10 protein-coding genes and 1 pseudogene are annotated in these 16,780 nt (G+C 46.1%); 4 read left to right on the top strand and 7 right to left on the bottom strand.

Annotated features, from left to right (window positions below):
- Positions 1–332: 332 nt before the first annotated feature.
- Positions 333–1,382, bottom strand: a pseudogene (locus ACJJIO_RS05800) (IS3 family transposase).
- Positions 1,383–1,584: 202 nt separating this feature from the next.
- Positions 1,585–2,874, bottom strand: coding sequence for a hypothetical protein (locus tag ACJJIO_RS05795; protein WP_444910406.1), 1,290 nt, complete (start codon positions 2,872–2,874; stop codon positions 1,585–1,587).
- An 800-nt stretch (positions 2,875–3,674) separates the two neighbouring features.
- On the opposite strand from ACJJIO_RS05795, the gene cueO reads away from it, so the two are divergent.
- Complete coding sequence (gene cueO / locus ACJJIO_RS05790) at positions 3,675–5,246, top strand: multicopper oxidase CueO (protein WP_444910405.1); 1,572 nt, start codon at positions 3,675–3,677, stop codon at positions 5,244–5,246.
- A 31-nt stretch (positions 5,247–5,277) separates the two neighbouring features.
- On the opposite strand, the gene ACJJIO_RS05785 is transcribed toward cueO, so the two are convergent.
- Positions 5,278–6,339, bottom strand: coding sequence for an FAD-dependent oxidoreductase (locus tag ACJJIO_RS05785; RefSeq protein WP_444910404.1), 1,062 nt, complete (start codon positions 6,337–6,339; stop codon positions 5,278–5,280).
- Positions 6,340–6,675: 336 nt separating this feature from the next.
- Entirely contained in the window at positions 6,676–7,137 is a 462-nt protein-coding gene (locus ACJJIO_RS05780; protein WP_444910403.1) for a helix-turn-helix domain-containing protein, read from the bottom strand.
- 1,237 nt (positions 7,138–8,374) lie between these two features.
- On the opposite strand from ACJJIO_RS05780, the gene ACJJIO_RS05775 reads away from it, so the two are divergent.
- Positions 8,375–10,765 (top strand): chitinase, encoded by a 2,391-nt coding sequence (locus ACJJIO_RS05775; RefSeq protein ID WP_444910402.1) that lies wholly within the window; start codon positions 8,375–8,377, stop codon positions 10,763–10,765.
- Between the two features lie 159 nt (positions 10,766–10,924).
- Here ACJJIO_RS05775 and ACJJIO_RS05770 read toward each other — a convergent pair whose 3' ends face one another.
- Complete coding sequence (locus ACJJIO_RS05770; RefSeq protein WP_444910401.1) at positions 10,925–11,320, bottom strand: nuclear transport factor 2 family protein; 396 nt, start codon at positions 11,318–11,320, stop codon at positions 10,925–10,927.
- A gap of 926 nt (positions 11,321–12,246) precedes the next feature.
- Here ACJJIO_RS05770 and ACJJIO_RS05765 point away from each other — a divergent pair.
- A complete protein-coding gene (locus ACJJIO_RS05765) occupies positions 12,247–13,632 on the top strand; it encodes an MFS transporter (RefSeq protein ID WP_444910400.1) in 1,386 nt (461 codons plus the stop codon).
- 524 nt (positions 13,633–14,156) lie between these two features.
- Entirely contained in the window at positions 14,157–15,317 is a 1,161-nt protein-coding gene (locus ACJJIO_RS05760) for an NnrS family protein (RefSeq protein ID WP_444910399.1), read from the top strand.
- A 60-nt stretch (positions 15,318–15,377) separates the two neighbouring features.
- Here the strand turns inward: ACJJIO_RS05760 and ACJJIO_RS05755 are convergent, their stop codons facing one another.
- Together ACJJIO_RS05755 and ACJJIO_RS05750 are read right to left on the bottom strand one after the other, a co-directional pair.
- Complete coding sequence (locus ACJJIO_RS05755) at positions 15,378–15,800, bottom strand: GFA family protein (RefSeq protein WP_444910398.1); 423 nt, start codon at positions 15,798–15,800, stop codon at positions 15,378–15,380.
- A 75-nt stretch (positions 15,801–15,875) separates the two neighbouring features.
- Positions 15,876–16,685, bottom strand: a complete 810-nt coding sequence (locus tag ACJJIO_RS05750; RefSeq protein WP_444910397.1) for a PhzF family protein — start codon at positions 16,683–16,685, stop codon at positions 15,876–15,878.
- Positions 16,686–16,780 lie beyond the last annotated feature (95 nt).

Genomic DNA, 16,780 nt, shown 5'->3' with positions numbered 1-16,780 from the left:
GTGCTCCGTAACTGTAGCAATTGTCTCTGGGAGTTTCTTTCCACGGCTCTTGGGCCTAAAAGTGTATAAGGAAGACTGATTGAAAGTGCAGTTTTCTACTTGCTGGCGCCATGACCTTAAAGAAAGTTTGTCATAGATGCATTCTTTACAGTGGGCATTTATCTCTTGTTGTCGTGACATTATTTTTTACCTATAGGTTGAGCACCCAAAATCTCTGCTGTAAGTGCCACATAGAGTGAGGGCATTGTATTTAGGGGATTTTTAAACTGAAAAGCTTATTTATGAGTCCCTACGAGCGTGCTATAGGCCTTTAACAGGTTGGGCTGTAGTGGTCAACTATTTCCGGACAGTAAGTTAAGTTTTTCCTCCGCTTTTGCAGGCAGTAATCCGTCATTGTGTTGGTGGGGACGCTCCCAGTTGTAGTAAGTCATCAAAGTAATGGCTGATGTCTCAGCTTACTTGTAACCGAGAGAGGGTATCCATTCACTTTTCAGACTCCGGCACAGTCTTTCCATTGGTGCATTATCCAAGCAATTTCCACGTCGACTCATGTTCTGGGTCATTCAGTAGCGCCATAGCCGTTGGCGGAACTGATGGCTGGTATACTGACTGCCTTGATCTGAGTGGAACATAACCCCATTAGGCTTTCCTCGCTGCTCCCAGGTCATTTCTAGTGCCTTTATCGTTAGTGTGCATCTGGTTTCCCTGAGAGGGCCCATCCAACGATACGGCGAGCGTGTAAATCTATAATGGTAGCCAGGTAACACCAGCTTGAACCGGCCCAGATATAGGTAATGTCACCACACCAAAATTGATTGGGTTTCTCAACATTAAACTGGCGATCAAGTTCATTCGGTATATCTGAGTGCTCGACTATTGCTCTCTTATGCTTATGAGGACCAAGTTGTGTACACACTAAGTCGGCCTCACACATTAGTCTTCGGACTTTAAAGCGTCCGGTTGATACCCCTTGCTCTTAAAGCAAACTTACGACTGTACGACTTCTTGCAGAGCTACGGCTGCGTTCGAAGACTTCAATGACTTTGGAGCGGAGCTTTATTCTGGGAACATCAACGGAGTTCTTCTTTATCCTGTATTCGTAGTAGCATGATCGCGGTATTTCAATCGCTTTGCAGACCAGTTCCACGGGCTCCTGCTCACTCAATTGGTCTAGCAGTGCGTACGATTCATCTCGTCGGACACTAAAAGAGCGGTAGCCTTCTACTCCGATCTGCCTCTAGTTGCCACATCCAACGGCGGATAGCCGTTGTACCAACATCCAGTGACCGGGCTGCTTCAGCAATTGAATAGCCTTGACCTACAACCAAGCGGGCAGAATCTAATTTAAATTCGGGAGAAAAGGATCGACGTTGTCTACTCATTGAAAACCATCTATTTTCGATGGCAACTTTACCACCTAAATTGGTGTCCGGGTTTAGGGGACCACTACACAGCGACTAGTTCTAAAGAACAATTCGAATGAGTGCAAAATCTCAAGCCTTGCCTATTTGTTAGCCTAAAATAAGTAAGACAGGGAATAGTTGATACAAAGTAGAGATTTAAGTGATCAGTAATAGCTAGCCATCATTGATATACCTGACTAGTATTACCTTGCCCTACTTGATGCAAAGAGGCCCGGCTACTAGAGTTACTTTGCACTATTTTTTGTCGGTTCCCATTTCCAATCTGGACACTTTCAATAGCGCTAAAATTACTTTTCTGAATAATTGAAAGGCTATTTCTATCGCCAAGTTGCTTGGTAATTATGTTTAAGTCACTTCCCGTTTGATGAAAGGTTGACTGATTTTCATTGCCAATCTGGCGAGTAAGGATGGTGAGGTTCTCTCCAGCTTGATCAATTCCTGTAACATTTTTATTGCCTTGTTGTTCATTAGAAGTGTTAATGTTTAGAGCGCTCTGGTTAATGGTTAGTTGGTTAGCTAAGCCAAACTGATTGGAGTTAATGCTGCTTAACTCAGTACCTTTCTGATTGACAATTACTTGATTGTTGGAATTGGTTAGTTGTATGTCTTTGCCGTTTTCAGTGGACTCCTGGCCTGGAATGTCAAGTGCGCGGTCTCCACTCTGGCGTAAGACGATAGTGTTGTCAGAGCTACCGGTTTGGCTGATCAAAGCAATATCAGAAGTTCCCAATTGTCGAATTTGCACACTATTTCTAGTAGACAAGCGCTGCAATATTCCTATGTGATTTTTGCTTTCCTCTTGAAATATATCAATGCTGCTATTATTTGTTGCAATTAAATTAATAGTTGCTGAGTTTTTTAGATTCAGCTGAATAACTGAAACAGTGTTGAAAAAGCTAGATTTGCTTTCCTCTACAGCGGCATGCTGAACATTGCCTTCTTGATGTACTTTTATAGTACTGGATATGCTCCCTTCTTGTTTGGTAATGAAATAATTTGAACCTCCTATCTGAGTATTGATGACTCTATTTTTGTCTCCAGAAATTTGGTTTGTGTTTGAATAGTTTTGGTTGCCCTGTTGATTAATGAAGATGTTGCTGTTGATGTTGTTAGTCTGGGTGATAGATAAAATATTTTTACTGCCAAGTTGGCGATTAATAATGGATGAGGTTATGGTTCCTGACTGAAAAATATTTGCCTGATTTAAGTTGCCTATTTGAATGGGTTGTATGCTGCTTCCAAGTGTTTCTTCATTTTGCTGGGTATTCACAATATTCTTATTGCCATTTTGAATGCTCGCCCTGAAGTTATTGTTATTTTTTTCTGGTTGATCGCTGCTGGAGTTGAAATCTGTTTGTAAGTGATCCTGAGAGTTATGATTCCCTGCGGCAAAGGCTGCAATGCTAATAAATGTAATTATCCCTGTGAATAAGTTGCAATATGGCTTCATGTGTGACTCCTTTACTGCATGAGTCTGAAATAAATGGCAGGTCTATATTGAGATCTAATTATTTTTTGGATTCTTTAAGTGGAAAATAAGGTTGAAATGATCTCCTTCGTGAATTTAGAGGGAGCCCCGCTTGTAGGAGAGTGTTCCATCTAGCGTTGCGATTGGTCTGCCTTCTAAGTAAATCTTCTCATAAAAGTATCTATAGGTGTCAGATTATCCGCCATGGGAAATAAGTGTTGAAATTATGAGAAAAAAGTATGGGTTTGGCGTATGTTGCTTTTTTTGTGATTCTGCATATGCCTAGAGTGAAGGTCTGAAAAAAATTTGGCAATTTATTCTACGGATTGTTTTATAGTTTTAGGCGCTTTATTGATTATTTGAGTTAACTGTATAGGAATATTTTCTTAGATTTGTTGAGTGTCTATTTCTATATGTACACTGGCGGATTTATTATATTGAGGCGCTGTTGAGAGACCATGCTTTTGATTGCGTCGCCCCAGCTTTTTTCGGTTAAATGATAAAGCCAGCGGTTTTAATATGCATTGGCTTCTGGATGTGGATATTGTTGTGCTGAGGAAAAATAAGAGTTCAGCCTGTATCTCAAATGACAGTAATGCTGTTGGCATATAAATATAGATAAACGTAAGGCCACCTAACTCCAACTCTTGTAACCATTTATTGCTGATGCCACCGCAGTCTATGCTGCTTTGGGGCTTATTTAAGGTGTGTAGTTAGCAAGAGGTTTTAGCCGCCAGAGTATTACCAAATTTTAACGCTAAGATTATGAGGAGGGATTCTTCTTGTCTCATTTATCACGTCGAGATTTCTGTCTTGGTACCTTGGCGGCATCTCTATTGGCTAGTTCTAATATGAGGGCGCAAACCAATGGCACCTGGGATTCCTCTACAAGGCCTGTACTGCCAATTCCTCCGGAGTTGAGGGCGGACTCAGTCGGAAAAATCAATCTAGTAGCCAAGCGAGCAGAGAAAGTATTTCTCAAGGGAGTAACAACGCCGACCTATGGCTTTAATGGCCCCTTTTTAGGCCCGGCTTTGCGCTTGCGCAAGGGTGAAACGGTAACGGCCAACGTACATAATCAGTTGACCCAGAATGTAACTGCACACTGGCATGGCCTGATTGTGCCGGGTCATGCCGATGGTGGTCCCTATATGCCCATCAAGCCAGGCCATACATGGACTGCAAAGTTACCGATTATCCAGCCGGCGGCGACGCTTTGGTTTCATCCGCATCTCTATCCCACCACTGCCGAGTTGGTACTTAAGGGGCTGGCAGGGCTGATTATCATTGATGATGAAAATAGTGATGCCTTGCCTCTGCCGAAGCGTTGGGGGGTGGATGATATCCCTCTGATTATCCAAGATAGGCGCTTTAACAAAGACGGCAGCTTCTTTCATCGCTTTAATGAGATTACGGTTGCAGCGGGCTATTGTGGGGATATCTTGCTTACCAATGGCGTGGTCAACCCGGTTGTTAATCCCCCAAGAGGATGGGTGCGCTTCAGGATTCTGGACGGATCAAACGCTCGTAACTACCGACTCTCCACTAGTGATCAGCGGCCCTTCTATGTGATTGCCACAGACGGTGGATTTTTACCGGAACCCGTAGAGGTTAAAGAATTACCCATAGCTGCCGGGGAGCGCTACGAGGTAATGGTGGACGCTCGCAATGGCCAGCCCTTTGATTTTATAACTCTACCAGTGCCCCAACAGGTGATGCGGTTGCCCCCATTCGATGGGCCTGTAGTGTTTCTCAGTGTGGTCCCCACTAATGAGGAGGGGCGGGGTTCTTTGCCTGAGCGGCTGGTATCAATGCCTGAAATACCGGCTAAGCTGCCGCCGATCAGCCAGAAGTTGGTAATGCAGATGAACCGCTGGCAGATCGCAGACAAACTTATTGATGCGACCGGACTGGAAAAAATGGTAGCCTCGGGAAAAACGGACCCTGCTGTGGTAGCTAGGGTGCTCAAACTCATCACTGAGGCGCCGGCGTTGCCTTTGAAAGCACAATTGACCGCTAATGCGGTTAATGGTGTTTCATTTTCATTCACTGAACCTGGGTTCAAGGCCCCCATTAATACAGACTTGCACTGGCGAATTTCTGAGGGTAAAGACACTATGCTACACCCGGTCCATATTCACGGTTGCCAGTTTCGGCTGGTTAAATTTAACGATGCTACGCCGCCGGCCTATATGCGTGGCTGGAAGGATACGGTGCCTATATCCAATGCCGGTAGTGCAGAAATCTATGTACGTTTTCCTCTGGAGGCGATGCCGGATATGCCCTACATGGTGCATTGCCATGTTCTGGAGCACGAGGACTCTGGCATGATGACAGAGTTTAGTGTGGCCTAGTAAAGAGGGCCGCGCGGGATTATTGCTCTCCTTAAAACTCAACCACAAACCTACTGAGCCTTCTTTGAACAAATGGTAGATGATTGGCCGCGGCTAATAAGGCAGAAAATTCGAGCCTGGTGAGAAATGATTGTGACGTGACAATTTTTCTTCCTCGCTCTGTGATATCTATTACCTTCTTATCTTCCCGACGGCGTAGCGGCGAGTAATTATCCAGCTGGCCTTCTGCAATACATTTGGCTAGCTCGGCTGCATCGGCGATACCCAAATTCATACCTCGTCCGCCAACTGGGGAGTGGCAATGTGCAGCATCACCGGCTAGATGTATTCTGCCCTTGGAGTAGCTCTGTGCCTGACGGATAGATATCTTGAAGACCCCTTCCCGCCTCACCTTGTGAATTCTTAGCGGCAGCGGAAAAACTTCCAAAACCTTTTCGCAATTACTAACAAAGCGATAGCGATTTTTACCGATGGGGACTGAAACTGCCACTATTCCCGGCTTGGTCTGCGTGAGGGTGAACATTTGTGGATGAGGCCAATCATCCAGTTCCACATCGGCGATTGACCAGTCTTCGTTTAAATCAAATCCGGGATAGGGGATATTGGCACTTTGTCGAACTGCGCTGCGAACACCATCTGCGCCGATAATAAGATCGAAGCTACTCTCCTCTCCACTGGATAATTGAGCTGTAACGGATTGCGCTTCCTCATGAAGCTCATTGAGTGCGAGTTTATACTCGACTTCCACACCCATGGAGGCCAGAGACTCCGCTAAGATTGTTTCGGTGCGGTCTTGGGGTAACCCCAATATGGTAGGAAAATAAGAGGTACTTGAATGCAGCGGCAAGGTCAAAGCAAGGTGGTTATCTTGATAGATACAAGCATTTTGAATGGGCACCCCCTCTTCAATCAGCCTTTTAGATACACCTGAGTGTGATAGTAGCTCTAAACTTTTAGAGGTAATACCAACGGCCCTACTCAGAGTAGAGGCACTATCACGTTTATCTATAATCCTGGCAAATATATTCCGGCGTGCTAATTCCACGGCAAGAGTAAGACCAGTTGGTCCCGCACCGACAATCAGTACCTTCATAATAGCAAGCTGTTGTTTTCCTTATCACAACGATAGTACAGCTCTCAAGGGAAGTATCTGGTTGGTAAAGTACAAAATGGGTGGCTGTGAATCGATACCTTCATGACTTTTTTAAATGTACCGGTCATTAATCGTTTTATTTGTAGATTGCTTTTCTTGTTTTCAGAACTGGCGGCATCCTCAATAAGATCTTGGGCTGCCAGTATTGATTTCTTTGGAAGGTGCATTTATAGGTATCACAATATGTAGTGATTCATTTAGCTCTCTATCAAATCTTTAACTGTTTACAAGCTTCTCAACAGGTTAGTGGGGTGGCATCTTTAAGAGAACAACAGATTATTGGCTGTGACTTAGCTTGTTCTGAGTCGTTTCGGTAGAGTCATCAATAGGCTCTTGCTGTAATTTCATTGCTCTTTTCACAAGGTTTTGGAAGTTTGAACACTCCAGCTGATTGTCCTCTGGGCAATTTGCCACATGCCTCAAACCATCGCGCATAGCTTCCAGGCGGCGGATATTCTTATCCACTGCATCGGCCTTTTCGAGCAATTGCTCCCGATCAATATTGGGTTTTCCGTTGTATGTAAACATACTAGCGATCTCATCGAGAGAGAAGCCCGCATAGCGTGCCAGAGCTATTAGAGAGAGCTGCTCCAGCACACTGATATGGAAGACTCTGGCAATACCTCGTCTACTGATAGATTGGATCAGACCCTTCTCCTCATAATATCTAAGGGTAGAGGAGGGAAGCCCACTGCGCTTCGCGACTTCGCGAATATCTATATCCTGTTGACCACTCATCTGTATTTACCTCAAGCTAACTTGAAGTTGTATCCTAGTTTTGACTGCCCCCGCTGGCAACCCTTCATTACTTAGTGGGTAGAGACTGGAAGAGAAATAGAAGTTGTGATACGTCCGATGCCTTATTGGCTCGTGTCTTTATCTTTATATCGATTAGATTCCAAATAAGTTTCTTAATGTTGCTTTATTTTAATGATTGCTAATCTCAGAGTCATCAGAGGTTGCTCTAATTACGGGGGGTATCGATGCTAAGCCTGGCATTATGACTTATTGCCTTGAGTGCGATTAGCACCAATATCTTGCTCTTTGATCTATTAGTTTTTTTCTCTGTGTTTTTTTAATGTTTTTTTCTATTTTGTCATATGGTGGGGAAACAGTTGCTAGGTAATCCTGGTTGTCCTTTAAGGGTAATTCGGATGAGGCTCAAGCTGGGCTGCAGGTTGAAGGGATAAGTTCGATAGCCGATTCAATTGTAAAGCTGGAGTTGAGGCTGAATGGGAATTGATAGTTTTACCAGAGATTTTCTATTGAGGCTCTAGCCCACTCATAGGGAAAAGGAGGGCTGTTAAGCTGGATTGTTGGAAGTACGAGAGAAATTGCTCTGGAGAATGACATTGGCTCGTTTAGTTTTTTTACATTTGCCGACAGCCTGAAATATATAAATATGGAAGAAATATGCAAAAGATTATCTATGGAATGATATTTATGTGCTTTTTGTGTATTGATTTGTCTGTTTTATTAAAAATTAAATTTCTATTTAAGATAGGCTGAGTTGAATCTAGGCAGAGGTGTTTTCGATATGCTTTGGAATAGCCTTCCTATTTGCTTCCGCTTCCTAGTACTTTATGTGTGTTTTGAGGTGGCTGTTTTGTAAAGAATTGTTTTTTATGGTGGGAACCATTCTGAGAAGGTTCTATCGAATTTGCAGTGTATGTATGGGGTTTTGGCTATAAAGCGCAGAAAAATTTTAAGTATTTGTTGAAGGTATCATATGGCTCAGTTTATCTGTGCCGAAATAAGAGTCTAATTGGATGGGAATATTATTCCTCTAAATGCCTGGGGCTAAAGTCAGATGGTTTATAAATTCTGACCACATAATTAGAAATTGAAAACCCACTATAGAGTTTAACGATAAAATCTTAGCCCGCACTTCTTGTAATAACACTAGCGTGCTGCACTACCTCCTTGCATACATCCATTTTTGAAAAGAACCCTTAAAATGAATAGTGGAGACTCTATGAGCCACCTTTTTATTCGTACAGCGATTGCTTCGGCATTGATCATTGGTGCCCAGGCTGTGGCAGCCGATCAGCCCGCAGAAGACTATGTGGAAGGCCAGCATTACCGGGGAGGTAGCCAAGTTTGCTATGGCGGCGATCTTTTTAAAGCGCAGTGGTGGGCTACTGCAGAACAGCGTCCAGCTGAGGCCCTGACTGCGCAGAACACCTGGGATTCCCCCTGGATCGTGCAAGAAACGGGAGTCTGTGACGCCTCTGATGATAGTAGTGACAGTGATCATTCCGATAATCACAATGACAACGACAATTCTGATTCCGGAAATTCTGCTGGTTCAGATAATTCCGGTAGTGATAGCTCCAGTGACGTAGCCGCTTACCAATCCGGGCAAAGCTATCGCAAGGGTAGTGAAGTTTGCTATGCCGGCGATATTTTTGTTGCTCAATGGTGGGCAAATGGTAGTGACTTACCCTCTGATGCACTGACAGCGGAAAATACTTGGGATTCACCTTGGGTTCGCAAAGAGGCCGATGGATGTAGCGTTAACGATAACAACAATGGAAGCGAAAACGGCGGAGACTCTGGCGGTAATAACGGCGGTAATAGTGGAGGAGATACTGGTAACAGCGGTGATACTGGCAATACTCCGATCTCTCTCAACCTGTCTACTTCACAAACGCAAGTGACTGGTGGTGGTACGGTGCAGCTCAGCGCTAGTGCTTCCGGCGGTGATAGCGCGCTCAGTTATAGCTGGGCACAGCTCTCACCGAGCGCTCCTAAAGCGGATATCGCCTCAGCGACAAGCGCCATGACTTCTGTGACTCTGCCGGCCACAACCTATGATGTGAACTTTGTTTTTAGTCTGATTGTCAGCGATGGTGAAACCAGTGAGGAGGCGCAGGTTACAGTGCAAAACCTCGCCATTGACGCTGGTAACGGTGATGACGCCAATGATAATAGCAACTCAGGTGGTGCAGTGAATGCGGTGATCTCCGCTTCTGCCAATAGTGTGGGCTGTACTGGCAGCATTACTCTGGATGGTTCTGATACTACCGGTGGTAGTGGTATGAGCTATATCTGGAGCCAGACAGGTGGCCCTTCCATCAAGCTCTCAAACTACGTGGGTAGCTCCACTCAGGCGGTATTGTCTGAGGTTTACAGCAATGTGACCTACACCTTCCAGCTGACGGCTACCGATTCCTCTGCGGCCAGTGACGTTGCAGAGGTAAGCATCAATCAAACGGGTTGTGCCTCCGCAAGTGGTCATGTCATGGGCTTGAGTGAACTGAAGGCGGAGGAGAGTGCCCGTACCACTGATTCGCTTCTGCAAGAAGTGAAAAATACTGTTGAGACCCGAGACAACGCGATTGTGGAAGCGGTTCAACCCGGTCGCAGTGCCAACCCGACAAATGTTCAGCGTGTTGAGAGTATTATTTCTGAGGATACCTGGGACTATTTGTTCCCCCTGCGGGCCGATGCATACACTTACACCAATTTCCTGCGCGCAGTGGCCAAGTTCCCGGCTTTTTGCGGTGACTACACCGATGGTCGCAATTCCGATGCTATTTGCCGTAAAGCGCTGGCAGTAATGTTTGCCCATTTTGGCCAGGAAACCGGTGCCCATGCGGCGGCCTGGGATGAGCCGGAATGGCGTCAGGGGCTCTACTGGATTCGTGAGATTGGTTGGACCGAGGAAACCTCCGGTGGTTATGGCGCCTGTGAATCCAGCAGCAGCTGGGCGGCGGATGTATGGCCCTGTGCCATCAATGCCGATGGCGGTTACAAGAGTTATTTTGGCCGCGGTGCAAAGCAGTTGAGCTGGAACTATAACTACGGGCCTTTCTCCCAGGCTATGTACGGTGATATTTATACACTGCTGGAAAATCCGGAACTGGTTGCGGATACCTGGTTGAACCTGGCGAGCGCTATTTTCTTCTTCGTGTATCCACAGCCGCCCAAGCCGAGCATGTTGCATGTGGTTGATGGGACCTGGGAGCCCAATAGTGTTGACCGGGCCAATAACCTGAGTTCAGGTTTTGGTGTCACTACCAATATTGTGAACGGTGCTATCGAGTGTAGTAAGGGTTCAGAGGATGCTCGCTCTCAGAATCGCATGGACTACTACAAAAGTTTCACCGGCTATTTGGGCGTGAATATTCCTGCGGATGAAGAGTTGGGGTGTGCCAATATGGGTCAGTTTGAGACCGGTGGTGCTGCCTCCCTGAGTATCTATTGGGATAAGGATTGGGGTTGGTCTGCCGACAATCCCAATAATGAGAGTTTTGCCTGTCAGTTGGTGAACTATCAAACCGCCTACTCCGCACTGAATCAAGGCGATTACGCTAAATGTGTAGAGGGTAATTTTGATATGACTATCGATTACCAAAACTAACTAATAGTGGCGATAGTGGCGACTTAAAATCTGGGGCCGTAAATATGCGGCTCTTTACTGATCAGTGGGCCCGGTAGCAAGTATTGTTACCGGGCTTTGTACAGATAATTTTTATACAGTCTGAAGCCAATGCAAGTTTTTCGGCAATAAAAAATTGGGTTAAGAGTTTTCATCCAAGACCTGCTGTACCAGTGCAGAATCCACATAGGCAGTGCCTTCAGTAATTAAGCCATTCTCAAATTTAACAATCCAACAGTAGGTATTGTTGTATCTTCTACCATTCAATGCGATGCAGGTGCTTTCCATTTCAACCACCGCATAGTCCCCGTCGATTAGTATTCGCTTGACCTCCATCATTACCTTACCTCCTTGGAGTACCTTGCCAATTCCATGAAAGGCACGCTCGACCAATTCTCTCTTGGAGGTATATTCACCAGCCATAGCATGGGTACCCTTTATAACCCAGTGCACATTGTCCGCAACGCGCTCTAAAAATGGTTGTGGGTCGGTACGGAGAGCGTTGAATACCTCTTCGACAGTTTTCCGTTCGAGCATATCAGTAGCTCTCCACTAGATTAAAATTAATAGTGTTTTCGATAAAGTGCTGGCAGATATGAATATAGCGCACGGGGATCGTATATGGTGTGACAGTAAATGGTGAGTAAAAAAGACAGCTAGGGTGGTTGCTATAGAATAACAGTCCCATTACTTTTGCCTGGCTACGACTGTAAGTGTAGTCTGGCCTAAATCTTTAACTATGACGGTAAATCGCTTTAAGTAAGCGGGGTTATATCGTAAGTGTGAGTCATTGTAGTTACAGTGTGTACACTGGATGTTATTCACAGCTGGCACTGAGATCTATATATTATTTTTTGTTCGTTCGTAAAAGTCCGACTTCAAGCGCAGGCGACTACTTTCCGCCTCTGCCTGGCGCTGAAGTCGGTTTACTGCATTGGATCGGCTTTAGCGGCGGATCAGTCCCAGAACAGCTTAATAGAACTCTTCCCAAACCACTGTTAATGGCACTACTGCTTGTCTTTACCTAGGTGCCGGTCGATGGCGGAGTTTGAATCAGGATGGGTTTCACTATTCTCATCCTGATGAATTAAATTCATGGCGCATAGGATTAAAATCCGAATTCTACTGCCTCGTTCTCACTGTGCCGTGAGATACCCTAATTCATTTCTGAGAGTAACTTTCCGGACTCACCTTGTTACATGGGTAAGTGTTGGTGATAAAACGAGAAGGCGGTATGAGAGAGAAGTGTAGAAATCCTGGGAAGAAAGTAGGAGACTATTGGTTGGCTACAGTTTATAAGGGGGTTTTCTCAGTAATATAGGACTTTGTTATCAGTAATTAGATCCCAGCTCTTAAAATGTCAAATTAAACCCTCTCCTTTAAAGTTTGAGATCAACTTTTTACTTCTAAAATTGTGAATAGATTGAGCCGATAAATTCAGCTATTGGCAGCCTGGAGTACCTATGGCAGCGGCAAAAGAGGCACTTTCAAAAAAGCAGATCATTGCTCTAACCGCATTAACCTTTGCGATTTTTCTAATCGCCAATGACTTTACAGCTTTCTCTGTGGCAATACCGGCTATGCAGAGACATTTCCAGGCAGATATTTCTACGATGCAGTGGGTAATTAACGGTTATGCACTGGTATTCGGTGTGTTGATTGTCACCGGAGGTCGCCTGGCTGATATGTTTGGGCGTCGCCGTCTGTTTTTTATTGGCAGCAGTATTTTTATTCTGTTTTCTCTATTGGGTGGCTTTGCGGTGAATGTCTGGATGCTATTGGGCAGCCGGGCGCTGATGGGGGTGGGTGGGGCCTTGATGTGGCCGGCAATTCTTGGGATGACCTATCAAATTATGCCAGAGGATCAAGCTGGACAGGCTGGTGGTTTGATTATGACAGTTTGCGGGTTTGCCAATTCGGTTGGGCCGCTACTCGGAGGCTTGCTTACTGATTTCCTTAGTTGGCGTTGGATATTTCTTATTAATTTCCCTATTGCGCTTATCGCTATGTTGATTAGCTGGCGAGTAATTGATGATGACAGTCCAGAAAAATCTGGTGAGCAGGTGGATTATGCAGGAATTATTTTCCTGTCGATTTCTTTATTAACACTCTTGCTGGCTCTGGGTTTTGTTGTGGATATGGGCTTGAGTAGCTCCTTGGTTTTGGGGTTGCTTATCGTTTCTGTTATTACATTTTGTTCTTTTTCCTGGGTGGAGGCTCATGCGAGGGTAAGCCCACTCATCCCTGCGGATGTGGCAACAAATGGGCGATTTTTTACTGTGGGCATTACAACGCTGTTACTTTCCGTGATTTTTGTCTCGATGTTGCTTTATGTACCACAATTTTTAATAAAAGAATTAAAATTCTCCGCTGTCTGGTCTGGTGCCGGCTTGCTGCCAGTTATGATTACTTATGGAGTTGTTTCCTATGTTGCTGGCAGGCTCTATGCCATGCTTGGGGCCAAAGTGATTTTGTCAGCGGCAGCTATCTTTCTTGGCGGAGGGATGTTTTTGTTATCGAACCTCTTGGAGCACACTCGTTACATTCATTTGGTGCCAGGCTTAATTTCTCTAGGAATTGGGCTGGGTCTATTTTTTCCCACCATTACCACTGCTGCTGTTACTGCAGTGGGCCCTGATCGAGCTAGCCTTGCTGCAGCCCTGATTTTTATGTTTCAGATTATTGGTGGGGCGATAGGGTTGGCAATGAATACCACCATAGTATCCTTGGCCCCGAGTTTAGCCACAGGTATTGATCGTGCGTTTGTGGTCAATGCTTACTTGGCTTTATTGGCGCTGCTGGTATGTGTTCTGTTTGTACGAGGAAAGCCTGCAGATAACAAAATGTAAAATATAAATCCTAGTTGTTTAATTGTTGATATTTCGATGTTTATAAATTTTATCGATAGCCAGTGAGGATTCTTTGAATAAAATTGTTGGCTTACTAACTTAAAGTTGAACTTTAAGTTAGTGGTTTTTTGCTGGGGTTGCTTTTTTGTCAATCATTATTTGATTTTTTTTATGGGGAAAATGCCCGCTTTTTGTATAGGGTTATAAATTTTATAAACTATGCCCCTTGCCTATTAACTAATAGGGTTGATTGGGGGAAAATAAGCGGAGTGCTCAATTCTTAGAATGGACTCTCAGGTGTTAATTCACACTGTGATGAATCATCAGGCTGGCATTGCATTGGGCATTGAGTAGAAACGGGACTTATTGGTGCTGACCCCTTTCTTGGCTCCTGCGTTTAAATTGCTGATTTCGAAACAGTGATAATGGCGTTGTGCAGTGCGTGTTAACTGTGAATGGAGCCTTGTGAAGGCAAATACCTGCCCCGGGAGAATTAACCTCCCTTTGTTTAAGGAGAAAAGATTGTGATACCCATTGTCGACCGCGCGAGCGCGGAATCCATCGCCCCTTTCTGGCGCATGCCTTTTCGACCTTTCTTTTGGGGGGGTGCCCTGTGGAGCATGATCGCATTACTGATCTGGCAGGCCTCTCTGTCCGGTTGGCAGCTGCCCGCCCTACGTGTGGGGGTTGCCTGGCATTCCCATGAAATGTTGTTTGGCTTTGCCGCGGCAGTAGTGGTGGGCTTTTTGGGTACCGCCATGCAAACCTGGACCGGAATTCCCTCACCAAAGGGGACTCAGCTAATAAGCCTGGTGGGTTTATGGTTGCTGGCACGCCTGGGATATCTCTTTGCGGCGGTGCCTCTGTGGATGCCGGTCGTGGCCGAGGTGTCTTTCTTCCTACTGGCTGCATTCTTGTTAGGGGCGCGTGTACTGCGCACCAAGCAATGGCGCAACTTATTTGTGCTGCCGGCTATGCTGGCCTTTGCTGGACTGGCGGCCAGCCACTGGTTGTTACCCGCTGCGCAGAGCCGGGTGGCGTTGATGGCTCTGCTCTTGGTGACGGCGATTATTTTGGTGATTGGCGGCAGGGTTATTCCTTTCTTTACTGCGCGGCGCTTCCATTTGAGCCCGCGTGAGAAGTTACCCATTGTGGAATGGGGCACGCATATTGCGGTCGTACTCCTACTGCTTAGTGTGGCCTTGGATCTGCCCAAGATAGTTTGGGCATTGCTGGCCATTACCCTGGGTGTTTTGCAGCTGGTAAGAGTGTTGCGCTGGCATCCCACCAAGATCTGGGCGGAGCCCATGGTTTGGTCCCTACACCTCAGTTATTGGTTGGTGATTTTGGGTTGTTTTCTCGCTGCTTTGGCCTGGAGTGGAATCGCACCCGCTTGGCAGAGCTCAGCGCTACATGCTTTTGCGGTGGGTGGCATTGGTGGTTTGATTCTGGCTATGACCAGTCGTGTGAGTTTGGGGCATACCGGCCGTATTTTACAGGCGCCGCGTCTTATGCCGTTGGCGTTTGCCGCACTGGCGCTATCCGCCCTGGCCCGTATTTTCTGGGCGCCGGCTCCCAGTGGCTTTCTCGCTGCTATTGTTGCCTGGGTGCTGGGTTACTCACTTTTCCTGATTTACTACACCCCAGTTCTATTTCAACCCAGAGTAGATGGTCACCCAGGCTAAAACTTACAAAAGGTTGTGAGGTGCTGCTTTGCTTATTTGCAAGCGGCACCGTTGTTCCTTTCAGGGGGTGTCGGCTTTATCAACCTGGGGGAAACCATCGAGTTCTGGTACTTTGCCAAGGTCCTTGTCCCAATCGGCTTTACTGGCCATAAAAATATGTGCATTGGGTCTGATGGTTATAGGGCTGTTAAGGCTGCCAGCGGGCACTGCCAGTAATTCTGCTTCTTTGTCGGCAAAGGGCAGGGCGGACCCGCACTGACCGCAGAAGCTTTTTACGTGCCGGGTTGAGGGGAGTTTAAAGACTTTGATGAGTTCTTCCCCGTGGTTCCAGTGGAGCTTGGCCGAGGTGGAAAAGAGGCTGGCGGCATGGGCGGAACCAGTGTCTTTACGGCAGTGGTCGCAGTGGCAAAGGAAGAAGCTTTCAAAAGCCCCCTCCACTGTGAACTGGACTTCATTACAGAGGCATGAGCCTTTGTGATTCATTTTTTTTTCCATTTATTTTTTTGTGGCAAAGGATTTTTTGTGCGTGAAATCTGACGATCGTGCAGTGACTAAGAACTACTTGTCCTTTTCGACTACATCAATCACGCCGCTAAGGTATTGCACTGCGTTACCGGAGACGATCACTCGCTCCCCATCAAGCTGGCAGTGTAGCAGGCCTCCGCGTTTTGAGGCTTGGAAGGCTATCAGGTTTGATCTTCCCAGTTTTACTCCCCAGTAGGGTGCCAGTCCAGTGTGAATGGAGCCAGTTACTGGATCTTCATCACCGCCATTGGTGGGCCAAAAATACCTGGATATAAAATCGTATTGCCTAGATTGTGCGGTGACTACCACATCATAGGGAGCGAGTTTTGCCAGCCTGGCGGGGTCCTGCTGCAGCTGTAGGATATCCTCTTCTTCAGCGTAAATGGCAAAGTAGGCTTGATTGTTGCGCAGAACTTCTCTCGGTGTGATCGATAGCCCTTCGAGCAGGTCACAGGGAATGTTAGCTAATGGCTGTGGGGTGCGGGAGGGAAAATTCATAGCGATCAGGCCGTCCCCTCTATGAGTGACATGCATCTCACCGACTGCCTCGGCAAATAAATCCAAAGCTTTTAAATGTGGGTGCTTTCGAAAGACTACAAAAGCAGAGGCCAGGGTGGCGTGGCCACAAAAGTCGATTTCGGTTAACGGAGAAAACCAGCGGATATGATATTCGCTGTCGCTGCGTTTTTTGAGTAGGAATGCTGTTTCTGAGAGATTGTTTTGTGCGGCGATGGATTGCATCAAGGGCTCGCTGAGCCACTTTTCAGTAATGATTACCGCTGCAGAGTTGCCTCCAAATTGGGCGCTGGTGAAAGCGTCGACGATATCGATTTCTACCTGCATATACGATCCTTTGTATGTGTCTATTCTCTTGTTGCGCCTGCCTTGAGGTTTTCTGATTTGTATCAGTTGCCCCGCTGTTACTCCAGCATACAGTG

The sequence above is a fragment of the Microbulbifer mixtoriginis (SeqCode) genome, assembly GCF_052467235.1.
Note: the sequence above shows the minus strand (reverse complement) of the source record. Positions and strands in the feature narration are given on the sequence as shown.